Below are 25,392 nucleotides of genomic sequence, written 5' to 3'. Positions count from 1 at the left end.
GTTCGTTTTTGTCGTCTTTTTATCTCCCTTATCTTTGGGTTTTGTTGCTTTTTGCCTAAAATTTTCTTCTTTTTTTTCTTTCTCTCATTGGTGAATATGTTAAAAGTGGATGTCTCATTGTCTATCATAAGATTTTTGTCTTAGAAGTGTGGTGCGGCATCTTTTAGAAAGATCTTCAGGTGTTGAAATAACGGATCTCTCAAAAGGATCGAATTGATATTGATAAACTAGAAGTATTAACCCAATACAGCATACGAATCAAATTTTTATTTACTAACTCTAAATGTTATTGTTTTATGAAAAGAAACTTTTCTTTCAGATTCATTATGCTTGCGCTTGTTGCTGTGCTTTTCACTGTGACAAGTTGTAAGGATTATGATGATGATATTAAGAAAATCGAGGCAGCTCTAGAAGCTTACAAGGCCGGTGCTGCTAACGATCTTAAGGCTACGAAAGCTGAGCTTGAAAAGAAGATCACGGACCTTAAAGGCGATGTGACTACTGTTGCAGGCAAGGTGAAAGCTCTTGAGGAAAAGGTTGCATCAGTGGAAGCTAATGCAGCTACAAAGAAGGAGCTTGAAGATGCAAAGAAAGAGCTTATGGCTAAGCTTGTTTCCCTTGAAACATTCAATGCTTATAAGGCTCAAGTAGATGCTAAGTTGGCTGATCTCGAAGCTAAGCTTGCTAAGGCTGCTACAAAAGACGAAGTTAAGGCTTTGGAAGATAGACTTAATGCAAAGATCGCTAAGGTTGAAGATGAACTTGGTAAGAGAATTGCTGCTTTGGAAGGAGTCTTGAAGCTTGTTAATGGCGAGTCTGAAGTGCTTAAGGAAATCAATGCCAGACTTGATGGTATCGATAAGTCTCTTGAAGATCACCTTGCTAAGATTAACGAAAACAAGGCCGCTATCGAAGCTCTTAAGACCGAATTGCAAGAGAAGTATGACGAACTTAAGGGTCTGATCGAAGCAAACAAGACTGCTATTGAAAATTTGGATGCTAAGGTTGAGCGTTATAAGAAAGAATTGGACGATAAGGATAAAGAGTTGGAAAAGATGATCGGATTCAACGCTGCTAACATCCTTACACTTTCTAAGCAACTTGAAGGTCTTACATTCATCCCAACTCGTGGTCTTCCTTCTGAAAAGACTATGAAGTTGTACTATTTTGCAGGTGACTATACAGCTGATCACGTGTTGATGTATCGCGTTAGCCCATCTAATGCAAAGCTTGGTGAAGACTTTACTATCGAAAGCTTGAACTTCCAAATCACTACTCGTTCTGCTGACGATGGTGTAGAAGATCACTCTTCTAAGGTTGATGTTCACATCAATGGTGAGGTTACTCAAAAGGGTGATATCATCTACATTCCTGTTCATATTGAGAATGCAGAAGCTTGCGAGGTGTTTGGTAACGACACTTGGTGGGGCAATGAGTTCTTCCATGGTGATAATGTTCTTAGCCCGAACAACTTTGGTCCTCGTATCGTTATCACTGCAGACGAAAAAGATCCTACTCCTAAAGTTAACTATGATGCAAAGGGTGGCAAAAGAGGTCTTTCTATCGTTGTTACAGCTCTTACTAACGATATTAAGAGAAAAGAAGGACAAACTCCTGCTAAGCTTCGTGTGAAGTCTACAGAACACGTTAATACTCAACTTATCCCTACTCAAATCAAACTTGCTGAAGTTGTTGGTGAAAAGGGTCTTGTAGAGTTGGGTAAACCGGGTAAGCCTGTTTTGACATCTCGTCTTCTTAAGAGAACTCTTGCTGAGGCTACTACTTGGGCAAATGAGGACGAAGCCGTTCTTGGAAACGATGAAAAGAACTGGAACGTTCTTATGTGGTCCGGTACTCCTATTGCAAATGCTGCTCCTATACAAGGAGAGATCGATCTTTATGACTATGTAACATCTTTCTACTATCCTCAAGATGGCGGTGATTATAAGAATGAAAAGGTTGTTACTGGAGATCCATTCCGCCATTTCTACAATGAGTTTGGTGCATTTGGTGAACCATACACAGACAAACCGGTTTATGCTAAGCCTGTTTACGAATTTGAGCAAGTAGCATACGAAGATGATAATCACAATATTGTTATCATTGATGGTAATACAAACACTACTCACGTTTATACAACTATCGAAGGTAGCAAGCTTAAAGTTAAAGCTGATCAAATCTCTGCTTCTAACAACAAGAAGGTGATTGTTAAGGTTACACAAGTTAACTCTGAGTGTGACGTTCGTCAGCCTGTAGGTTATTTGGTTGTTAAGATTGTAGAATCTACAACAGGTTGGAGCGATGCTCGCTGGACATTTGACTTCACTCAAGATAAGCCTGAGGAAGATGCAGATGAATTCACTTCTTACAGAAACATTCCTTACTATCACAAGATGTTTGGTACTGATAAGCCTGTAGGAGGTCAAATTGTAAACTTCGAAAATGCTAATGATAACACTGTGGTTGCACGCTGGATGAACCCATTGAATGCGAAGAATTCTTGGGGTATTTCTAATGCTCTTCCTAACCCTGGTGACATCAATCCTATCTTGAAGCAGTTGCCTACAATCAACTCTGCAGCAGAGTTCAAGAGTGCTTACATTATCAATGGTGATAACTCTGAAATAATTGAGCAATCTTTCGAGGCAGCAGATTATAACCATGTAAATGATACTGAAAATGTTGATGCTACGGGTGTTGATGAAGTTGATGCCTTCGACCATGTTCTTATCAGATATGAATTTGATGCTAACTCGTTTATCGTTTATGTAGACGATAAGGCTCCGGCCGGTGATTATAGCATTACTTACAAGCTACAATACAAGACTGGTAATGTACAACAAGGTCGTGACCTTTACTTGACATTCAAGTTCCGTGTTGCACTTCGTGAAATCTCTGTTACCAAGGCAGAAAATGCTCACAACTGGATCCCGAATACAGATATCATCAGAGCTCAATATGCAAGAATCCAAAACACTATTGCAGGTGGTTATGAATTCTTGTCTGAAAATGGCTATAAGGTAGACCTTACTGAAGCATTCAAGTTGGTTGAAAATGATAAGTCTAACATCCTTATAACTACTGAAAAGATTGTTGACTCTAATAGCGTAGAACCAGGTGAGGCTCCACAATACAGAGCAAGATTCGAGTTCGTTTATGATCAAGATCTTGTTGACGCTGGTTTCGTATTTAAGCGTGATGATAAGAACTATTTGACTCAGATCTACGTGAAAGATCAGCCTTCTAATATAGCTGCTTGGATCGCAAGAGATGCTGACGGATGGGAACGCTTGCGTATTTCTATCTCTACAGGTGGAGACCGTCTATACAGCTACTTGATGAGCAACCACAGACCTCACTCTGTAGGTTATCCTCACAATATGCTTACTACCGATGCAGAAGACTCTTCTCTTGAACGTGTAGACGACATGGAGAAACTCTTGAAGGTGCGTATGGTTACAGACATCAACCATGAGGCTCCCGATACAGATCCAGATCCTGAAAGGTTTGCTAATAACAACTATTACTACATTAAGGACTTCGCTGTGAAGTTTGAAAGAGCTCTACGTGTTAAGTTTACTACTATTGAGTTGACAGATAGGCAAGATAAGCAAACATTCGAGTTTAACTTCCATACAAGAAATACTGCGAAGAACATTTATCGTGGTCTATTTGATCATGGTGATGCAGGAGTTACAAACTCTCAAGGTATTGGTCACTTGGTAGCAAGATTTGATCCTTCTGAAACTATCAATGGAGATGCTAAGTTTGCTCCTAAGAAACTTGCTCAATGGTATGGTCTTGAAGAGCGTCTAACATTCCCATTGAGAGATGATACTCATATTGACTACAAGTACATGGAAGTATCTAACGATAAGGGTGCTACATGGCAACCAATTCCGAAAGATATGACATCTATTTCTACACACCATCCGAGATTCATTGATATCGTAGGAGCATATGATAGTGCTACTCACGAGGATACTTGGACTGTAGAATGGCAAGGAAACTTGACAGGTATTACATCTGAAATCTGGTTCCGTATTCCTGTCCTTAACAAGACAGCAATCCAACAAGGTTTCAATGGAATAAAGGGTAATCCGGCTACACTTGTAGTAGGAGAAGCTCCTAATGGCTTGTGGGCTACATTCAGACGCGGTTATGCCGGAGTTAAGGGTTATGCAGTCTTCAAGATTGTTCCAAGACCTGGTATCTAATAGACTTTGAGATCACAGTTGGGTTCTAAATCTAACTTGAATATATTGAGAGGTGCGAGCGATGCTTGCACCTCTCTTTTTTTTGTGAAATAGAGGTTTGGAGGCGAGTATGCTATAAGAAGGGTGAGTACTATTTTGTTGGGATAGTAAAAAGGGGCTGAATTGAAGGATTATGGGAAAACCTCACTGAAAAACTCATTGATACCCATCTTATCGGGTGTCATTTGAACTGAAGGGGTATAAGTAAACTTTATGATATTGCTTAGAAAATACAAGAGGAAAGTGTTATTGCTGATAGAGGGTGAATACAAGGATAGAAAGATAAATAGATAGACCATAACAAGAGAAAAGATAGGAGGGTGAGCTGAAGCTGTTTTGGGATGAAGGGTTGTCGTGGTTATAGAACATCACGGGATTCTTTTGGGGAGAGCTGAAGCTGTTGTGGGATGATGGATTGTCGTAATTATAGAGCATCACGGGATTCTTTTGGGGTGAGCTGAAGCTGTTTTGGAATGATGGGTTGTTGTGGTTATAGAGCATCACGAGATTCTTTTGGGATGAGCCGATGCTGTTTGGGGATGGTGGTGGTTGCGTTCTGTTTTCGGAGTATCGGGAATCGGTTGGGGGATGCGATAGGTGTTTTGGGGAAGATATTGTTGTGGAGATTTGGAGTTGTGGCGATGAGATTTGTTCGGAACGGGTTCAAAAGAGCAGCTAAAAGGCATTAAAAGAACGGTTTATCATGTTTGGAAGATGAAGTCAAGGCTTGCTTTTTGCTTTTCAAGTGCCGATTTGTACACTTCATGGCTTGGATTTGTACACTTCACGGCTCAATTGCCACATGTCGAATCTTGATTTGTACACTTCATGGCTTGATTGCCACACTCTACGCTTTGATTTCCACGCTTCAAATCCGGATTTTGAGATATTAAAGGGATCGGAGCAGCTTTTTACTCCATTCATCAGAACTATTTATAGGGTTTATCCGAATTGTGTAACGAAGAAAGGGGAGTGCTCCGGAGCTTTGGACTGCTCTTAAAGAAGTGAAGAGGTGAGAGTTGTCGGGTATCATCCTGCCGAAAGAATCCGTAAACTTTTCGTATCTTCGTTTATCTTTTTGGTTTTAAGACTTTTTCTAAGACGGAATGACACTTTCCCGGTGTGGAGATGCCGAAGAGAGTGAGGTTTTTTGAGCTTGAAAGAGACTGCATTGCAACTAACAGTATAAACAGAAATCAACATTACAACAGATGAACAAACTTTTTTATGCTCTTCTTTTAGCGGTGCTCTTTGCCACGCCTGCACACGCTATGCACATCATGGAGGGCTATATGCCGTTGAACTGGTGTGCCATTTGGTACGTGTTATCCCTTCCGTTTGTGGTGTGGAGCTTTATCTACATTCGTAAGCGAGTGGCTCAAGATCCCAAAGCAAAGCTGACGCTTGCTCTTTCCGGAGCTTTTGTCTTCATCCTGAGTGCGCTCAAGCTGCCTTCTGTCAATGGTAGCAGCAGCCACCTTACGGGTACCACTCTCGGTACGGTGCTTGTAGGACCGCAAGCCATACCGCTGGTGAGTGTCATCGTTCTGCTGTTTCAGACCCTTTTGCTTGCGCATGGCGGTCTCTCCACATTGGGAGCGAACGTCTTTTCTCTCGGTATTGTAGGACCTTTTGTAGCCTATGGCGTGTACAAGGGTATTAAGAAGATCGGTTTGTCCGATAGTGTCGGCATTGTTCTGGCTACCTTTATCGGCTCCATGTCTACGTATGTTACCACATCGTTTCAGCTGGCTCTCTTTTTGCCGGAGTCTGCCACCGGAGTCTTCGGTGCGGCGATGAAGTTTTTGGGCATCTTTGCCGTTACTCAGGTTCCATTAGCCATAGTCGAGAGTGTTATCACTCTTTTTGTGTACCGCATACTGGTACGTCAGGGTGTTTCCACCTATTTCACATCAAAAGCCGTTAGTCATGAAAAAGCATAAGTACACCATTCTTCTTGTCATCCTGAGCATTCTGTTTCTTCTTGTACCTGTAGTGGGCAACTTTGTCGACTTCGGAGAGGGAACGGATGATGCCGCCGGAGAAATGATCTCTACATTGGTACCGGGCTTCGAGCCTATGGATTTCTCTTTCGGTTATGAGCCTTCGGAAACGATGGAGCCGGTGCTGTTCTTTGTTCAGATCGTGATAGGCATCGCTATTTTTGCCATTGCATATAAGAAGTTGGTGAAAAAAGGTTCGTGATCTTACCTGACCGACATAATAGAACGATACTTCTGCTTGCACTGCTGCTGATAGTCGTGGTGGTAGCTGTCCCATGGATAGAGATGCTGTTGGCGGTGTTTGTCTCCATGCTCGGCGTGCTTCTCTTTGTCCCGGTAAAAGGGCAGAGCAGATCCAAGAGAGGGCTTATCCTTGTCCCTCTGTTCATTCTTTTGGGAGTCTTGCCGGTACTCATAGAGCGAGTTCCTCCCGGAAGCGTGGCGGACGAAGTGGTATGGAGCAGATACGGGTGGGGGATAACCTCTTCCGGCATTGATATGTTTCTTCTGCTTTTGGCGCGTTGCTTTGCCGGCTATTCCGTGCTGCTGGCTCTGCTTCATCTCGTCCCGTTCTACTCCATGATCCAAGAGATGCGACGGCTTAAAGTGCCTGCCCTGGCTGTGGAGCTGATGGAGTATGTTTACCGCTATATTCATATCCTCATGGAGACGGCTCAGCAGATCTTTACGGCTCAGAAGTTGAGAGGCGGATATGCTGTTCGGAGCGAACGCCCCGGGCATGCGGCTCTTCTCTTGGGGCAGACCGTTGTGCTGGCTCTGCACGAGTCGGACAAAATGATGGACGGGCTTTACTCTCGCTCTTACGGGATGTCCGAACCGGTACAAGGGGGCAGGCAGTCCGGGATGACGCTTCGGCTCCAAGATCTTGCCGTCGGCTACGAAAAGGGCAAAAGGGTTGTGGAGCATCTTTCACTCTCTGTGGAGTCCGGCAGAAAAGTGGTGGTAATGGGGCGCAATGGTGCGGGGAAGAGCACGTTATTCAAGACACTTACGGGTCTTTTGCCTCCTCTTTCGGGGGCTATCCTGCTCGATGGAGAGGAGATTCCGCATGGAAAACGGGGGCAGGAGGTGCTCCGGCAGAAGGTTGCCTTTGTTTTTCAAAACTCCAATCACCAGCTTTTTACCCCTTCGGTCAGGGATGAGATCGCTTTCGGACTCATCAACAGCGGAGCGGGAAGACGGGGCGACAAACGGTTTGAATCTCTTTTGGATGAGATCCTTGAGCAGTACGAGCTTACCGCTTTGGCAGAAAAACCGCCTCATTTGTTGAGTGACGGACAGCGGAAATGGGTTGCCATCGTTTCGGTTTTAGTGCTTGATCCGTCGTTTGTCATCTTTGACGAACCTACGGCAAACCTCGATCATCTCTACACTCAAAAGGTGATGGCTCTGATAGACAGCCTTGTGGCAGAAGGCAAGGGCGTACTTCTCTCCACCCACGATGCCGATCTGGCGTATGCGTGGGGCGATGAAGTGTGGGTGATTAACAGAGGCGAACTGGCGGCAAGACTCTCCCCCGAAGAGCTTTTCCTGCATCCGACACTGCCGGAAGAGGCGCATCTGGCAAGGCCTTATGCGCTACATGGAAAAGTGTGGAAGCATCCGGTGTTCGAGCCGGAGCCGTGCGAGAGGGGCTATCTTCCCTTGATGCTCAGACCGGACAGGCTTTCGGCTCTGGTGATAGGCGGGGGCGAAGGGGCAGCCATAAAGGTGGAGACGCTGTTGCGTTACGGTGTGGCGACCACGGTCATGGCTCCTGCTTTTTCGGAGAGACTGCTCCGGCACCGTTCGGACAACGCATTGAGACTGGAGCAGAGAGCCTATCGGGGAGAAGCATTGGATGGTTTCGAGATTGTGATTGCCGCAACAGACGATCCCTCTTTGAACGAGTCCGTCTGTCGGAGAGCAGCCATACACTCTCTTCTCTATATGGATCTTAGCAGGGCGGACTTCTCTCCCGTTCAGTTTCCACTCTCTTTCGAGAAGGAAGGATTGCAGCTGGCTCTGCGAACAAAATATAAGCAGCCCAGAGTGCTTCAGGCTTTTGCCAAGCATTTCAAGGCGACCATCCCGGAAGAGATGGAGGAAGATTTGAACCGCCTTTCTTCTTTGAGAAGAGAAGATAAGGCAGCTTACGAAGTAGAAATAGAGCGATTTATAAATGCCCTTGAGGCTAAAAAGTAGAAATGATAAAGAAAGGAAAGATCTATCTGGCAGGCGCAGGTCCCGGCTCCATAGGGCTGCAGACCGTCCGTTGTGCCCAACTGGTAAAGGAAGCAGACGTTATAGTGTATGACGCATTGGTGAATCCGGCTATTCTGGATGATGCCAATCCGGAAGCGGAGTTTATTTATGTCGGAAAGCGTTCCGGGAAAATCTGCTTCAAGCAGCAGGACATCAACAATATATTGATAGAGAAAGCGCAAGCCGGATATAGCGTCCTCCGCTTGAAAGGAGGCGACCCCTTTGTCTTTGGAAGAGGGGGAGAGGAGATGATGGCTGTTCATGCTTCGGGATTGGAGTACGAAATCGTGCCGGGCGTAACGGCAGGAGTTTCCGTGCCTGCCTTCTTCGGCATCCCGGTTACACACAGAGGTGTCGCCACTTCGGTCTCTCTCATCACCGGGTTTTCCAAGCATCACGGCGTCCCGAAACTCAACTGGGAGGCTCTCGCAGGCATGAAAGGGACATTGGTGTTCTATATGGGGACCAACACCGCTCCCATTATTACCGAAAACTTGATTAAGGCAGGCATGGATCCTGCTACCCCTATGGCGATCATTTCGGAGGGAACATTGCCTACGCAGAGAATCATCAGCGACCGGCTGGATGCCTTTACATCCGATTATGCAGACTATTCGACACTCGCTCCGGGTCTTATCGTGATAGGAGATGTCGTGGATTTTCACAATGCGTATGAGTGGGTCAAGCCGGGCAGTTTGGCAAGCAAGCGTATCATTGTTACCCGTTCTTACAATCAGTCGTCCACACTGGCAGATACGTTGGAAGGGCATGGAGCGGAGGTATTTGTGCTGCCTACCATGAAGGTTGCTCCCGTAACAGAGAGCGAAGAGATCACATCCGCACTATCCGATCTATTCCGTACGGACTGGGTGATATTCTCTTCCGTCAGCGGTGTGGAGCTTTTCTTTAAGAGACTCCGAGAGGCAAAAGTCGATTTCCGTAGCCTGTCTCATCTTCGCTTTGCGACCATCGGGAAAGTAACCACAGAGGCATTGGGACACTTCGGATTCCTGCCCGACTTTACGCCTCCATACCATAAAACAGAACATTTTATACGTACATTTGCGGAGACGCATCCGGAAATCCGCTCGCAACGAATACTTGTCTCCGGCTCTCTGCTGACGAAGAACCTTTTCGTGGAAGAGCTTAACGCCCTCGGTGCAGAGTGTCGCTTCGTGCCACTGTACGATAATGTCCCCATCGAGTATTACAGTGAGCGTATAGAGATGATGCACTCCTCTGTTCCGGACTGGATACTCTTCTGCAGCTCTTCTGCCGTAGAAAACTTTGCGTCACTGGTAGAAAGGCACGACCTTAGAGCATGGGCGGAGAAGTGTAAGATGGCTTCCATAGGACCGCAAACATCCAACGCTTTGAGAAAGCATGGCTACACCGTGGCTCTCGAACCGTCTAAAGCCAAGATCGAGAGCCTTGTGGATGCCTTGATAGAAGCATCGAAAGAGTAAAACGAATATAAACCAATAAAAACTACAGAGTATGAAACTTCTTCTTATTTCCAATTCAGCCTCTCCCGGAGAGAGCTATCTCGAAAAACCTTTACAGGATATCAAGCGTTTTCTTGGCGCAGTAACAGATAATATCATCTTTATTCCATTTGCCGGCGTTACCGTAGAGTATGACGCTTATACGGCTAAGGTGAACAACGCCCTTGCGGCTATCGGTGTGAAAGTAACGGGTATACACACTTGCTCCAATCCGATAGAAGCCGTCATGAAAGCGTCTGCCATCTTCGTGGGAGGGGGTAACACGTTTATGCTGACCAAGATGATGCAACAGATGGGGCTCATACAAGCCATCCGCGAAAGGGTATTGGCAGGAGTGCCATATATCGGTTGGAGTGCCGGCAGTAACGTAACATGTCCGACCATCTGTACGACCAACGATATGCCTATCGTGGAACCGGAGAGCTTCCGTGCCTTTAATCTTGTTCCTTTCCAAATCAATCCGCACTATCTTGATGCTCATCCCGACGGTCACGGAGGCGAGACAAGAGAGCAGCGTATCCTGGAATACATCAAGGCTAATCCGCACATGTATGTGGCGGGACTTCGTGAAGGCTCTCGTCTATGGGTGGAAGGAGAAAAGATCGAACTCTTGGGAGAACGCACCATGCGCCTGTTTAAGTATGGAGAAGAGATTAAAGAGTTGAGCCATGAAGACGATATTCGCTTCCTCCTTGCGCGTTAAGCAAGTCTTACTTCTACTGCTTATGACCATCCCTGCACTGAATGCGCAAAACTCCAAAGTAACAGAGCATCGTCTCTCTAACGGTCTCACCGTCTGGCTCAACGAGGATCACTCCCAAAACAAAGTGATCGGCACCCTCGTTGTACGTATCGGTGCGAAAGACTCTCCCAATACCGGTATTCCCCATTACTTTGAACACATCATGTTCAAAGGGACGGATAAGATCGGTACGGTAGATTACGAGAAGGAGAAACCGCTACTTGACGAAATCAAGAAACAGTACAGCCTGCTGAGCCAAACGTCGGATCCGAAAGAGATCGAAGATATTCAGAAGCGCATCAATACGCTATCCATAGAGGCAGCCAAATATGCTATCCCGAATGAGTTTACCAATCTCATCTCGAAGTATGGAGGCTCCGGACTGAATGCCTATACGAGTTGGGACCGTACGGCTTACTTCAATACCTTCTCTCCTCAATACCTTGAGCACTGGTGTTATCTCAATAGCGAGAGACTCATCAACCCGGTATTCAGACTTTTCCAAAGCGAACTGGAGACCGTCTATGAGGAGAAAAACATGTACTCCGATGCTATGGGAAGAGAGGCTATGGACAGAGTGATAGCACGAGTAGCCGCTCCACACCCTTACCAGTACACCATCATCGGAAGTACGGAGAACCTCAAGAAGCCCGACTTGGCGAAGATGGAGGAGTTCTACAACACGTACTACGTTGCAGGCAATATGGGTCTTATCCTCTGCGGAAGCTTCTCGGAGGAAGAGGTGCTTCCTGTCTTGGAAAAGACATTCGGGCGCATCCGTCCCGGCAATCCGCCTCGTCCGGTGTGCGAACAGCCTCGTCCGTTCAATGGGGTAGAGCAGTTTTCCGTCAAATTCCCTATACCGTTCATTCAGGGGCGTGTCCTCATTTGGCGAGGAGTGCCAAGCGGACACGAAGATGAGGCTGCCATGGAGGTTGCTATCCGTATATTCTCCAACAAAGGGGAGACCGGGCTTTTGGATAAACTCTATCGGACGGGCAAGGTAATGACTGCCGGCGCACAGTTTAACAATATGAACGATATGGGAGCCGCGGCTATCTTCTTTGTTCCAAAGCTTCCGTTCGGCACCATATCCTCTGCACAGAAAGAGGCAACAAAGATCTTGGAGCAGGTCAAAAGAGGAGAGTTTGGCGATGATCTCTTCCAACAGCTCAAGAATGAGATGTTGCAAGACTACACAACCCTTTTGGAAGATCTCACAAGCAGAGGCAGGACATACGCTTCTCTCTTTGCCGCAGGAGAGCATTGGTCTTCTCATCACCAAAAGCTGGAGAGAGTACGCAGCCTTACCAAGCAGGATGTGGTGGATGTGGTGAATCGCTACTTCACCGGAAACTATCTGCAAGTCTCCAAGAAGACGGGCAGATACCCCAAAGACCGGATACAGAAACCTCCTTTTGCGCCTCTACCTCTTCACAACAAGGGGGCTAAGTCGGAGTTTGCACGCTTTCTCGAAACAGTTCCGGTAGGCAACAGCGATCTTCGTTTCCTCGATTTCGAGACAGATGCGAAGCCGGTAAGCGTGATAGAGGGCAACGATCTGGTGAAGCTCTATACGGGAGCGAATCCTATAAACGACCTGTTCACGCTCAAGCTGAACTATCAGGTCGGAATCTACGAACGCCCTGTTCTCGAACAGGTTGCCTTCTATCTCTCTCTGCTGGGCACGTCTCGGCATGGTAGCGATCAGTTTAAGGACAAGCTCCAACAGCTTGGAGCGACACTCTCTTTCGAGGCATACAACGAAACCTTTACGATCAACGTGAGAGGGTTTGACGCGCAACTGAAACCGACTCTTGAGCTTCTCGGACACTTCCTGACCGATGTGAAAGGAGAAAAGAAGGCTTTGAAGAAGTTGGTGGAGAATAAGAAAATCTCCCGAAAAGCCATCTTGAAGTCTTCGCAAGATATGAGTGAAGCGCTCTCCGAATGGGTTCGCTTCGGAGATAAATCGACCTACGCAATGCAGCTGTCCTTAAAAGAGATAAAAGCCCTTAAGGCAGACCGCCTTGTGGGAGAGCTGAAAAGCGTTCTCTCCAAAGAGTGCGACATCCACTATGTGGGTAATGAGTCTGCGGAGCAAGTGGCTTCACTGCTGAAGCAGTACCTGCCTTTGGATAAGGTCGAAGAGCGGACAGCCAATCCCATAGACCTTGATGCCGTTGTGCCTGAGAAGCCCTACCTCTACATCTTGCCCGACAAGAAGAGCACGCAGACCATTATCAAAGGTTATCTCTTTGCTCCTCCTTTCGAGAGCGACAAGGAGCGTGCTTATGTCGAACTATACAGAGTCTACCTGGGAGGCGGTATGAACTCTTTGCTTTTCCAAGAAGTGCGCGAGTTGAGATCGCTTGCATACGGAGCATACTCCGTGAGCTATCTCCCCTCCAAACGTTCTCAGACAAGCAAAGCAACCATATTGGAGGCGCATCTCTCCACGCAGGGAGACAAAGCTACGGAGGCTTTGCTGCTACTGGACTCCCTACTGAACGTGAAGCCCGATGATGCAGGACGGATAGAGTATGCACAAGAAGCTCTAAGAAGTGCCGCATCCAACAATTATCCTACATTCCGTAAAAAGAGTGAGACGGCGGTGAGAGCCGTAAGACGCGGATTCGATGAAGATCCGGCTCTATGGTTGTTGAACCGGATAGAAGACGTGGATCGATCGGACTTTGCCCGGTATATATCGGAGAAGTTACAGCAGAGTCATCCGAGGGCTTATGTCGTAGTGGGCAATCCTAAGAAGCTCGATATGAAAGCTCTTGCAAAGCTTGGAGAGGTGGTAGTGGTAGATCCCAAGAAGATTTACAGGTAGGACACCTTCCGAACGATATGTTACGAAATCGTCCCGGAAAGAGATCGCTCTTTTCGGGATCATTTTTTATGCTCCGAAGCATGCCTTATACCTCCCTCTTCAACTCTGTTTTTATATATTCCATCCCGAAAAATGCTCGCTTTTTTCGGTCTCTCTATTTTGCTCTGAGGGGTCGTTTTCAGAGCACGAGCGAATTGTTAAATCAGCCCCGTTTTATTAACACAAATTCCGATAGCTGTTAAGCCAAAACAATAAAGCAGTATATTTTGTCGGCTTAACGTGTTTAATTTTTCAATGAACACGTTTACCCATTTCATTTAATACGTTTACCGGATTCGATTAAAGTGTTTAGTCGAAACTATTAAAATAATTAAAATCAGTGATTTACGTTTTTTTGCCCTAAAAAGCCCCTGAAAAGGGAGATTTCTTTATTAGGAAACGTTTACAGACGGATCTGTTAAAATTTACACCTATTAACGCAAAAAAGCCCCATGAAACGGACTGAAGAAAAAATTTTTCCGAATTTGAGATTTTTCGTATTAGGTTGAAAACATGATGTTTACAAGTCTCTCTTCTCCTTTGAGTTCAAAAATCGGATTTCGGAACGATCTTTTCGGAGAGGTTTTCAGGCATCCGTTTTTATATAAAAGCTCCCACCTCAAATGCTCTGTTGCGGTCGGGAAATCGGGACATGGTTTTGACTTTTTTGAGGAGAGGCGAATGGAAGAAAAGGGGAAAGGGAGAGGCATAAACGGAGAATAGATGTACCAAATGCGTCAAAATGATTAACTTTGCGGCTAAACTACTCTGAAACGTAGTAAAAACAGCAGAAGTATGAAACAACAGATATTCAAGAGAATAGAGATGATAGGAGCAGTGGTGGTGATGCTACTCTCTTCTATTGTTTATATACTGACTATGGAGAAGAGTTCCAGCCTTTGGGACTGTCCGGAGTTCATTACCACTTTCGACCGTTTGGAGGTCGGACACCCGCCCGGAGCACCATTCTATATGTTGGTGTACAACTTCTTCTCTACCATTCTTCCCATCGGTTCCAATCATGTAGCCATTGCAGCCAATACGGTGAGCGCGCTGATGAGTGGGGCTACCGTGATGCTGCTCTTCTTGAGTATCTCTCACCTCGTGCGCCGATGCTTTGTGCGCTCGGAAGAGGAGCAGGCTGAGGGTCGCATGGGAGGCTATATGAGCTATGTGGCGTTAGGGTCTGCCCTGGTGGGTTCTCTGCTTTATGCGTTTACCGATACATTCTGGTACAGTGCGGTGGAGGCAGAGGTTTACTCTTTTTCTTCCCTCTTTACGGCGCTTGTATTCTATCTCATGCTCAATTGGGAAGCGGCTGCGGACAGCAGTACGGCGGATCGCTGGATTGTGGGTATCGCTTACCTGATGGGGCTTAGCATCGGAGTACACTTGCTCAATCTGCTTTGCTTGCCGGCAATGGGGCTTATCTACTATTACAAGAGATCTCCTAACCCAACCTTCAAAGGCTCTATCGGGGCTCTGTTGGGCTCTTTTGCGCTTATCGCTATCGTTATGTTCGGTATCGTTCAAGGTGCTCCGGCTGTGGCGGGAATGTTTGAGCTGTTTACCGTGAACCTCTTGGGATTGCCGTTCAACAGCGGTCTTATCCTCTATCTGATAGTACTTTCTCTACTGCTCATCGTGGGTTATGTGGAGAGTATCCGCATCGAACCGAGAAGACGATTGATGCAGGCGATCTTCCTTGTTGTGGTGATCCTGATGGGTATCCCTTTCATGGGAAGCAGCTGGATAGTGCCGTTGCTTATCATTGCGCTTGTCGCATGGTGGGCATTTACCCGTCCCTCTTTCACCTCAAAGCTGATGAATCTGGCAATGCTCTGCCTTGCGGTGTTTTTTGTCGGTGTATCCACTTATGGGGTAATCCTTATCCGTGCCAATTCGGATATTCAACTCAATCAGAACAATCCGTCCGATGTCTTTACTTTGAAGAGGTATCTTTCTCGTGAGCAGTATGGATCCACTCCGCATCTTTACGGTAAAACCTATGCGTCTTTGCCGGAAAGAAACAGCGATGGCTCTACCAAGTTCAAAGAGTCGGTACAGTGGCAGCGTGCTTCAAAGACCTCCGAGACAGACAAAGACCGCTACGAAAAGCTGACGGTACAGGAACCGATATACAGATCGGATATGAATATGCTCTTCCCTCGTGTCTTTAACAGCACGCAGGCACACTTTCCACAAGGTTACAAAATGTGGAGCGACCACAAGGGAAGAACAATGAGCGTGAACGATGGAGGACAGATGAAGACTGTGGTGGTGCCTACTTTTGGAGACAATCTTACCTATTTCTTCCGTTATCAGGTGGGTTATATGTACTGGAGATACTTTATGTGGAACTTCAGCGGAAGGCAAAATGACCTCGCCGGACAGGGTGAAGCGACAAGAGGAAACTGGATCACCGGTATCACTCCACTGGATAACATTCTGCTCGGTATAGATCTGGACAGCATGCCGGAGCACATGAAGCAGAACAAGGGACAGAACAAGTATTTCATGCTGCCGTTCCTTTTGGGTCTGCTGGGTATATTCTTCCTGCTCGTTTCCAGGAATGCGTCCAAGAGTCCGAAGAGCCTGGAAACACTCTTTATCGTATTCATGCTCTTCTTTATGACAGGTTTGGCCATTATCCTGTACATCAATCAGTCGCCTTACCAAGTACGTGAAAGAGATTATACTTTCGCCGCTTCTTTCTACGCTTTCTCTATTTGGATTGCGTTCGGAGTGGCATATATCAGTGAGATTATAGACTATTACGTTTTCAAGGGCACAGAAAGCAAGAAAGCTCCGATCATAGCAACGCTGCTCTGTATGTTCGTTCCGGCTCTTGTCTTTGCGCAGAACTATGATGACCACAACAGGCATGGGCGTACGCTGGCTTCGGATTTCGGATACAACTATCTCGAATCTTGCGAGCCCAATGGCATAATCTTCTGTAACGGAGACAACGATACGTTCCCACTTTGGTACGCTCAAGAGGTGGAAGGAGTACGTCGAGACCTCAGGGTATGTAATACTTCGTACTTGCAAGCAGACTGGTACGTGGATCAGATGAAGAAGGATATGTACGACAGTAAAGCGCTTCCGATAAGCTGGCATCCGAATCAGTATGCCGGGGAGAAGCTCTCCGTGATTTATGTTGTGCCTATCCTGCAAGATACCGTTGCGCTCGACAAGGCTCTCGATTTCGCTACAAGCACAGATCCGAAGAATAAAACATTGCCGAATGTCAATCGTCAAATAGACTATATCCCCACCGAAACGTTCAGCTTACAATATGATCCGGATGATCTGATCCGTAAAGGCGCGATCTATCCTGCCGATACCGCATTCATCCCGACCTCTCGAAAGATGATCTTCAACATGAAAGAGAAACAGCTTTTAGGTAAGCACGAGAGTGTGATATTGAATATCATGGCGAACAACAACTTTGAACGTCCTATCTACTATTGCACTACCGTACCGGACAGTGAATACGTTGGCATGAAGCCCTATTTCCGTCAGACCGGTCTTGCATACAGGGTGCTTCCTTTCCGTGCAGGCGACAGCATTGCCACCCAAGTGGATACAGAGAGAATGTATGACAATGTCATGAACAAGTTCAGATGGGGTGGCGCGGATCGCAAAGGCGTCTACATGGATGAGAATGCGAGACGAATGTTTGAAGGATACAGGACAGAAGTGTTTGCCGTACTCGCCAATGCCTTGGTGGCAAAGGGCGATACCGTTCGCGCTCAAGAGGTTCTCAAGAAAGGCTTGCAGGTGTTGCCGGCTGAAGTGATACCGCACACACGCACCTCTATCCCGATGGTGGATGCGCTTTACAATGCAGGCATGAAAGAAGAGGCACTTGCTCTCTCCAAAGAGATGGTATCTCGCTCTCTCGATATTCTGCGTTGGGCGGCTTCGCAATCCATCGACGGACAGACCGGAAGCTCAAGAGAGATAGACGAAGCCCTGCTTGTCTCAACCACGATAGCTCGTATCAGCAAGATTTATAACGAGGAATACTACAAGTCCATAGAGCCGGACGTTCTTAAATATCTCAGCTATTTCGGTGGAAACTCATAAACGTAAAGGGATGTGGCCGGCTTGGTGTACCGCCTTGGTCGAACATCCTCCCCGGCTTTATCGTGCCCTTTTCCCTGGCGCATTGTGGCGTCTTCCTCAAAGAGACAAGAAGGTCGTTTATCTTACATTCGATGACGGACCCATACCGGAGGTTACACCTTGGGTGCTTTCCGTGCTTAGAGAGAAAGGAGTAAAGGCAACATTCTTTTGTGTAGGGGATAATGTCCGGAAATATCCGGAGGTGTTCCAACAAGTCAAAGCGGAAGGGCACGACATCGGTAACCACACCTTCAATCACTTGCAGGGCTGGAAAGTGGGCTTCAATGCTTTCATCGAAAATACGGAGAAGGCAGACAGATGGCTCAACACCTCTCTCTTCCGACCTCCTCACGGACACCTCAGATGGAGTCAGTTTTTCCGTCTTAGGAGGAGATATAAAATGGTGATGTGGGACATCGTTACACGAGATTACAGCAAGTGTCAGACTCCGGAGGGAACACTCGAAAGCGTCCGCAAGTACGTGCAGAACGGCTCTATCATTGTCTTTCACGACTCCATCAAAAGCGAGGCAAATCTGAGATATGCCCTGCCTAAAGCCATAGACTTTCTTCTTTCGGAGGGATACACATTCTCTCTTTTCCGGTAGATCAGGCGTTAACAGATGTCTTTCCCAACCATTTCTTTTTCAGACCTCAAAGCTCTGGCAGAGGAGATCAATGTATTCAACATCGGCGTAATAGACCTTGAGGAAAATCCCGATGTGGATTCATGGTATCAGCAGCGCTTCGATCGCTGGATAGAGGAAGGGCAACACGCGGATATGGAATACCTGACCCGCTACGAAGATGTACGGCGAACCCCCAAAGCCCTACTGCCCGAAGCCAACTCACTTATCATCATCGCACTGAGCTACGCTCCTCTTCAGAAGCAGGCGGCATCCGCTCCGAAGATTACGAAGTACGCCTTAGGGCGAGACTACCATAAGGTGTTGAAAAAACGGATAGAGATGCTTGCCGAAAAACTTTCTCAGAGATTTCCCCACACTTACAGGGGTGTAACGGACACCGCACCCATACCCGAAAGATATTGGGCAGCACGTGCAGGGGTGGGGCAGATAGGAAAGAACACCTGCCTGATAGTACCCGGCATGGGCTCTTGGTGCGTGATAGGATCTCTGCTTACCTCCGTAAGGGTAACCGATCTCCCTCGAAAAGAGGCACTCTCTTTCCCTGATACCGGAGCGGACATCTGCTTGGAGTGCGACCGCTGTGTCCGTGCCTGCCCCACGGGAGCCTTGTCTCCCTTTTCGTTGGATGCCAGAAAGTGCATCAACTATTGGACGATAGAAAACCGCTCGGAAGAGATCCCCGAAGAGATCAACAGCAAAATGGCTTCTCGTCTTGTGGGTTGCGATACCTGTCTGGATGTGTGTCCCTATAACAAGAACGTACCTCCGACGACAGAGTTGGAGCTGTTGCCCAAAGAGTCGTTGCTCGATCTTTCGCTGGAGATGCTCTCCAAAATGGAGGAGAAAGAGTATGGAGACATGTTCTTTGGCACCTCTCTCACGCGCACCAAATGGAGTGGAATGAAGCGGAATATCCGCTACTTCATCCAAAGAAAAAATAGAAAGAAGTAGCCGGGAACCATTCGGCTGTTCCTATGAACCTTGAAGGCAGGAGATGAGACTCTGTTTTCAAGGTTTTTTTGTCGCTTTTTCGGGGAAAGATACCGCTTGACAAACTTGTGCCGACTGCTTTAAGAACATTGTTTTAACAGGGATATAAATTCGGTTTAATCCGCTCAAATCTCATTTTCACGGCGTGACGGACAGAAACCGAGCCTTGATTTTTATCAATCAAAGTTTGAATCGCAACCTTTAAGCCTTGACTTGAACTTCCGAACCTTATGAACTCACTTTCTAAACGGGATAAAATCAAATAGTCTTAACGTTTATCCCGATTTCTATCCGATATTTGCTTCTCTGCCAATCGCTTTTTTCTGCTCTTCTATCTGTCTATATTTTTAGAAAATATGCCGGCTGGCTATAATGGTGTTCGATTTGGCTTAAAATATTTACTAATTAAAATTCACAATCAAAGTTTGTTCTCAAATTGGGAGGTAAAATATAACGATTGAATAAAAACTATACTTATCTTTGCGTCATAATGGTTTCACAAAGAGAGAATACACCTTTTATAGAAGAATAGACAAACTTTATTACCATGTTTTTTGAGAAAATAAAGGGGCTTATAGATGCTCCATTTACACCGTTCCACAAGGATACGCACGAAGTGAACTACGAAAAGATCCCGGCTTATGCAGAGATGCTGCATAAGAACGGACTTTCAGGTGTTTTCATCAATGGCTCTTCCGGCGAGGGCTATATGCTTACGGAAGAAGAGCGCATCCAGCTTGCGGATGCTTGGAAATCTGCCATAAAGTGGGACGATTTCAAGTTGATTGTACACGTCGGATCCACTTGCGTGAAGAGCAGTCGCAGATTGGCGGAACATGCCCAAGCGATCGGCGCGTTCGGTATCGGTGCCATGGCACCTCCATTTCCGAAGATCGGCAGAGTGGAAGAGCTGGTACAGTACTGCAAGGAGATAGCTGCCGGAGCACCGGAGCTTCCTTTCTACTATTATCATATCCCTGCATTCAACGGAGCATTCCTGTCTATGTTGGAGTTTATCAAGCAGATGGAGGTGGAAGTGCCTACGTTTGCCGGAATCAAGTACACCTTCGAGAGCCTTTACGAATACAATCAGTGCATGCTCTACAAGGACGGAAAGTATGATATGCTGCATGGTCAGGATGAGACTATCCTCTCTTCTCTTGTCATGGGAGGTGCGCAAGGCGGTATCGGTGGTACTACCAACTACAACGGCAGATGCCTTGTGGGTATCATAGAAGCGTGGAAAAAGGGAGACATTGCAGAGGCTCGTCGCTTGCAAAACTATGCTCAGGATGTGATCAATGTCATTGTAAAGTACAGAGGAAACATTGTGGGCGGAAAGCGTATCATGAAGCTTATCGGGCTTGATCTCGGTCCGAACAGAACTCCATTCCGTAACGTAACGGAACAAGAAGAGAAGCAGCTTCTTGCGGATCTTGAAGCCATAGACTTTTTTACTCACTGCAATAAGCTGTAACGGAGTAGAAAATGGAGATACAGCAGTATAGAGAGGTTTATTCCTCTCAGTTGAAGGAGGATATACTTCCTTTTTGGCTAAAATATGGTCTGGATCGTGTTCACGGAGGGATATATACCTGTGTGGACAGAGACGGCACACTGATGGATGGTACAAAGTCTGTCTGGTTTCAAGGACGGGGAGCATTCTCTTTTGCCTATGCCTACAATAATATAGAGAAAAGGCAGGAGTGGCTCGATGCATCCAAACATATCATCGCTTTCTTGGAAGCACACTGCTTCGATAAAGATGGACGGATGTTCTTTGAAGTAATGGCGGACGGGACTCCCCTGAGAAAGAGAAGATACATATTCAGCGAGTCGTTCGCCGCAATCGCTTTTGCAGAGTATGCCAAGGCTTCCGGAGATCGGGAGTATGCGGAGAAAGCGGTAAGGTTGTTCAAGAAGATGCAGGAGTGGCTATCTACTCCTGGTATTTTGGAACCGAAATATCTTCCGGTGATGGACTGCATAGGACACAGCCCCACAATGATCATGCTTGGTGTGGCAGGTGTCATAAGCGATGTTTCGGACGATCCGGCTCTTGCGGAACAGGTTCGCACTTCGTTTGATCTGATAAAGAACAAACTCTATAAACCGGAGTACCGCACGCTGCTGGAGGTTGTAAACCGTGACGGAACGATGATAGACAGCTGCATGGGGCGCACCATCAATCCGGGACACTGCATAGAGACGGCATGGTTTCTTATGGAAGCGGCAGCATTGTTCCCACAACTCTCCATCGCAGAGGAGATGAAAGAGTTCGGGCTTACCATTCTCGATGATGCTTTGGTGTGGGGATGGGATGAGGAGTATGGTGGTATCATCAACTTCAAAGATGCCAAGGGATTCCCTCATCAGGACTACTCTCAGGACATGAAGTTCTGGTGGCCTCAGACGGAGGCAATCATTGCCCTGCTTTATGCCTATAAGCTGACAGGTGATAGGAAGTATCTCGACTGGCACAAGAAGGTACACGACTGGACATACGCACACTTCCCCGATAAAGAGTATGGAGAGTGGTACGGCTATCTGCATCGCGATGGTACGGTGGCACAGCCTGCAAAGGGAAATATCTTCAAGGGACCGTTCCATATCCCCAGAATGTTGGTAAAGGCATCGCTTCTGTGCGATGAGATAAGTAAGCAATAGAAAAGACATAAAAATACTGTTTAATTCAAATCAATAATTTTTGCAAGATCATGAAACAGATTAAATGCACGCATCATGCGTTCCGAAGCATGTTGCTCATGCTGCTCATGCTCCTTCCTCTTTCCCTTTATGCACAGGGTATTACCGTGTCGGGAACAGTGGTAGGCACAAACAAAGAACCATTGGCGGGCGTTACTGTCCGTGTGATGGGTACTGCTCGTGGTATGTACACGAATGTGAAAGGAGAGTTTAAGCTCGAAAACGTTGCCAAAGATGCCGTTTTGAGATTTACATACGCCGGAATGGAAGAACAGCAGGAACGTGTTAACGGACGCACGATCATCAACGTTGTTCTTAAGGAACACTCCACGGTGTTGGACCAAGTAGTCGTAACGGGCTACTCTACGCAGAAGCGTGCCCAGATGACCACTTCCGTATCGAAGCTCGACACAAAAGTATTGGAGAGTGCACCCAGATCGAATGCAGCCACAGCGTTGCAAGGAACTATTCCGGGTCTTAAGGTAACTCAAAATACAGGGCAACCCGGTTCTACTCCTTCCATGGTATTGCGTGGTGGTACCAGCTTCGATGGTTCCGGCGCACCTCTTATCCTTGTGGACGGAGTGCCAAGCTCATTCTACGCACTCAATTCGGACGACATCGAGTCTATGGAAGTGTTGAAGGATGCTGCCTCTACCGCTATCTATGGTGCTCGTGCGGCAAATGGCGTTATCCTCGTTACCACCAAGAAAGGTAAGGCAGGACGCTCCAGCATAGTCTTTCGTACCAAGTACACTTTTAACAATCGTCCGGTAGACCCGATGACTTATTTGAATGCCGAAGACTATGTTCGCTTCAACCGTTTGGCGATAAAGGACACTCAGATTGTTCGTAACGACCCGAAGATTTTCTCTGCATTCTTGAACGGAAGTAATGGTGCCGGTGTTGGAAACAACGCAACCAACAGCATCTATACAACCATGTATCTCACTCCGGAGAATGAACATCTTCTCGGTAAAGGTACTTGGACTTCTATCGAAGACCCGTTGGATCCGACCAAGAAGCTGATCTTCCAGGCGAACAACCACTCTCAGCTCTTCTATCAAAACAGCTACGCTCAAGACTATACGCTCTCTTTTGACGGTGGTAACGATAAAGCGACTTACTATCTCGGTCTTGGTCTTTTGGATGATAAGGGTCTCGTTGTAGGGTCGGGCTTTAAGCGTGTATCCGGAACATTTAACGGCTCTTATAAGATTACGGACAGAATCAAGGTTTCTTCCAGTGTGGCTTATGCACATTCCAACTTGAACAACCCTTATACCGCAATATACGATTTGTTCCAACGTTCTGCCGGTATGGCTCCGACCACTCGTATCTGGTACACCAATCCGGATGGAACAGACTCGGATAAGCCGCATCCGGGAACAAGCTACAACTTCGGTAACCCGCTTTATTACCATGACAAGTTCCCTGCAACCAACCTGGAACAACGCTTGAGCGCGAATGTTCAGTTGGATTACAATCTTACGGATAAGATCACATTGACTGCAAAGGGCAGCCACTTTACGGTAAACGACTCCGACGAGGCCTTCAACAAGGCTTATCTTGAAGGTGGAACACTCAGAACAGACAGAACATCTTCGGTAGGACATAACCGTTTGTTGCGTAACCAGTTTACGGCTCTTGCAAACTATCGAGACCGTTTCTTCGACAAGCACAACGTAGCTGCCCTTTTAGGGTCAGAGTATTTCATCAACTCCGGATTTGCGTTCAATGCTTCTACAAGACTTTCTCCGACAGACCTTATCCACACCATGAATGCAGGTGCAGAGGCTTCGGGTAAACCATCTTCTTCAAAAACAGAATATGCTATTGCTTCTATCTTCGGACAAGTGAACTACGACTACGACTTCCGTTATCTGTTCGGCTTCACATTCCGATACGATGGAACATCTCGTTTGGGTACGAACAAGTACGGCTTCTTCCCCGGTGTTTCTGTGGGATGGAACCTTCACAACGAACAGTTCTTCAGAGAAAACGAGTCTCTTGTTCGCTACCTTTCTCGCGTGAAGCCACGTTTGAGCTATGGTGTTAATGGTAATATCGACGTTCTTGGCAACTATACGGTTCAAGGTCTGTACAGCTTGACAAACACTTACAACTCGGAAAAGGGATATGTCAATACAGCTCTTCCAAACCTCGGACTTCGTTGGGAAAGATCTACTACACTTAATGCCGGTCTTGATTTAGGATTGTTCAACAACAGAATTACCTTGATCGGAGACTTCTTCATACGTGATGTTATGGATAAGTTGGCAGATCAGACACTTCCTATATGGACAGGTTTCTCAGGTATTAAGACCAACAACGGTACGCTTCAAAACAGGGGATTCGAGCTGCAAATCAATGCAGAAGCAATCAAGACCAAGGATTTCAAGTGGAACATCAATGCCAACTTTGCGTCTGTTAAGTCTTACGCAAAGTCTCTTCCGAATAATGGTCTTGATAAGAACAGACAAGGCGGTAGAGAGATCTGGTCTCCTAACGATCCTACAAAGACTATCTACGTGGGAGGACTACAAGAAGGAGAACGCCTCGGCTACGATCTTGTTACTGCTTATGTCTTTGACGGTGTATATAAAACACAAGCCGAACTTGACGAACACAAGGATCGCAGAGTAGAGTTTGCCTATAACAAGACAAAACGTTTCTTGGGAGACACTCGCTGGAAAGACCTTAATGGAGACAATATTATAGATAGCCGCGACCGTGTTGTGGTTGGACGTACTACTCCATGGCTTGTTGGAGGTCTTTCTACTGACCTTAACTACAAAGGCTTCTCTCTTTATGTGAAGACAGACTTTGCGGTAGGACACTATCTTGTAAACGGTCGCCGTATGAAGGGATTGGCTCAGACACAAGGTAATCAGAATGGCCCTGTGGAGATTAAAGATACATGGTCTCCTACCAACCCGGATTCCAATATCCCTCGTTACGGATTTACTGACCCGCAAAAGAATCACCTTGCGGCAGGTTCCGACCAAGGAGACTTCGTGAACAGCTCTACAAGAACATTGGAAAAGGGCGACTATCTTGCTCTACGTGAAGTAACACTCAGCTATACCCTTGGTAAGCCTATCTTCAACAAGCTTATCAAAGATGCGAGATTCTATATTACAGGAGCTAACCTGCACTATTTCACCAAGTATTCCGGTAGCATCCCGGAAGAAGCCAGAGGATCTGATACCGGAAGGTATCCGCTTCCTAAGACATTCACCTTGGGTCTAAATCTTACTTTCTAAC

15 protein-coding genes are annotated in these 25,392 nt (G+C 46.5%); 13 read left to right on the top strand and 2 right to left on the bottom strand.

Going from position 1 to position 25,392, the window contains the following annotated elements:
• Window positions 1-296 precede the first annotated feature (296 nt).
• A complete protein-coding gene (locus HQ29_RS01945; RefSeq protein WP_152566469.1) occupies window positions 297-4,217 on the top strand; it encodes a zinc ribbon domain-containing protein in 3,921 nt (1,306 codons plus the stop codon).
• 285 nt (window positions 4,218-4,502) lie between these two features.
• Here the strand turns inward: HQ29_RS01945 and HQ29_RS01940 are convergent, their stop codons facing one another.
• Both HQ29_RS01940 and HQ29_RS10245 read right to left on the bottom strand, forming a co-directional pair.
• Window positions 4,503-4,757, bottom strand: coding sequence for a hypothetical protein (locus tag HQ29_RS01940; RefSeq protein WP_036846829.1), 255 nt, complete (start codon window positions 4,755-4,757; stop codon window positions 4,503-4,505).
• The gene (locus HQ29_RS10245; protein WP_152565484.1) at window positions 4,757-4,942 is read right to left on the bottom strand and encodes a hypothetical protein; all 186 of its coding nucleotides are present in this window, start codon (window positions 4,940-4,942) and stop codon (window positions 4,757-4,759) included. The genes HQ29_RS01940 and HQ29_RS10245 overlap by 1 nt, the downstream gene beginning before the upstream one ends.
• Before the next feature lie 525 nt (window positions 4,943-5,467).
• Here HQ29_RS10245 and HQ29_RS01935 point away from each other — a divergent pair.
• The 12 genes from HQ29_RS01935 to HQ29_RS01875 all read left to right on the top strand — a co-directional run bounded on the left by HQ29_RS01935 (window position 5,468) and on the right by HQ29_RS01875 (window position 25,391).
• Window positions 5,468-6,199, top strand: a complete 732-nt coding sequence (locus HQ29_RS01935; protein ID WP_036867223.1) for an energy-coupling factor ABC transporter permease — start codon at window positions 5,468-5,470, stop codon at window positions 6,197-6,199.
• On the top strand, window positions 6,186-6,461 hold the full coding sequence (locus tag HQ29_RS01930) for an energy-coupling factor ABC transporter substrate-binding protein (protein ID WP_036846821.1): 276 nt from the start codon (window positions 6,186-6,188) through the stop codon (window positions 6,459-6,461). The genes HQ29_RS01935 and HQ29_RS01930 overlap by 14 nt, the downstream gene beginning before the upstream one ends.
• A complete protein-coding gene (locus HQ29_RS09810; protein ID WP_052089691.1) occupies window positions 6,458-8,464 on the top strand; it encodes an ATP-binding cassette domain-containing protein in 2,007 nt (668 codons plus the stop codon). The genes HQ29_RS01930 and HQ29_RS09810 overlap by 4 nt, the downstream gene beginning before the upstream one ends.
• A 2-nt stretch (window positions 8,465-8,466) precedes the next feature.
• Complete coding sequence (gene cobA / locus HQ29_RS01920; RefSeq protein ID WP_036867220.1) at window positions 8,467-9,990, top strand: uroporphyrinogen-III C-methyltransferase; 1,524 nt, start codon at window positions 8,467-8,469, stop codon at window positions 9,988-9,990.
• A gap of 31 nt (window positions 9,991-10,021) precedes the next feature.
• On the top strand, window positions 10,022-10,732 hold the full coding sequence (gene pepE / locus HQ29_RS01915; RefSeq protein WP_036789618.1) for a dipeptidase PepE: 711 nt from the start codon (window positions 10,022-10,024) through the stop codon (window positions 10,730-10,732).
• Window positions 10,698-13,610 carry a M16 family metallopeptidase gene (locus tag HQ29_RS01910; protein ID WP_052089689.1) on the top strand — a complete coding sequence of 971 codons (2,913 nt, stop codon included), beginning with the start codon at window positions 10,698-10,700 and terminating at the stop codon, window positions 13,608-13,610. The genes pepE and HQ29_RS01910 overlap by 35 nt, the downstream gene beginning before the upstream one ends.
• An 834-nt stretch (window positions 13,611-14,444) precedes the next feature.
• A complete protein-coding gene (locus tag HQ29_RS01900) occupies window positions 14,445-17,741 on the top strand; it encodes a glycosyltransferase family 117 protein (RefSeq protein WP_052089687.1) in 3,297 nt (1,098 codons plus the stop codon).
• A gap of 10 nt (window positions 17,742-17,751) precedes the next feature.
• Window positions 17,752-18,387, top strand: coding sequence for a polysaccharide deacetylase family protein (locus HQ29_RS01895; protein ID WP_036789624.1), 636 nt, complete (start codon window positions 17,752-17,754; stop codon window positions 18,385-18,387).
• A gap of 15 nt (window positions 18,388-18,402) precedes the next feature.
• Entirely contained in the window at window positions 18,403-19,380 is a 978-nt protein-coding gene (queG, locus tag HQ29_RS01890) for a tRNA epoxyqueuosine(34) reductase QueG (protein WP_052089685.1), read from the top strand.
• 586 nt (window positions 19,381-19,966) lie between these two features.
• Window positions 19,967-20,896 (top strand): dihydrodipicolinate synthase family protein, encoded by a 930-nt coding sequence (locus HQ29_RS01885; RefSeq protein ID WP_036867218.1) that lies wholly within the window; start codon window positions 19,967-19,969, stop codon window positions 20,894-20,896.
• Window positions 20,897-20,907: 11 nt separating this feature from the next.
• Window positions 20,908-22,086, top strand: coding sequence for an AGE family epimerase/isomerase (locus HQ29_RS01880; RefSeq protein WP_036789629.1), 1,179 nt, complete (start codon window positions 20,908-20,910; stop codon window positions 22,084-22,086).
• Window positions 22,087-22,136: 50 nt separating this feature from the next.
• On the top strand, window positions 22,137-25,391 hold the full coding sequence (locus HQ29_RS01875; RefSeq protein ID WP_082226818.1) for a SusC/RagA family TonB-linked outer membrane protein: 3,255 nt from the start codon (window positions 22,137-22,139) through the stop codon (window positions 25,389-25,391).
• Window position 25,392 lies beyond the last annotated feature (1 nt).

The sequence above is a fragment of the Porphyromonas canoris genome, assembly GCF_000765975.1.
Taxonomy (GTDB): domain Bacteria; phylum Bacteroidota; class Bacteroidia; order Bacteroidales; family Porphyromonadaceae; genus Porphyromonas_A; species Porphyromonas_A canoris.
This window is presented reverse-complemented; position numbering and strand designations above follow the sequence as displayed.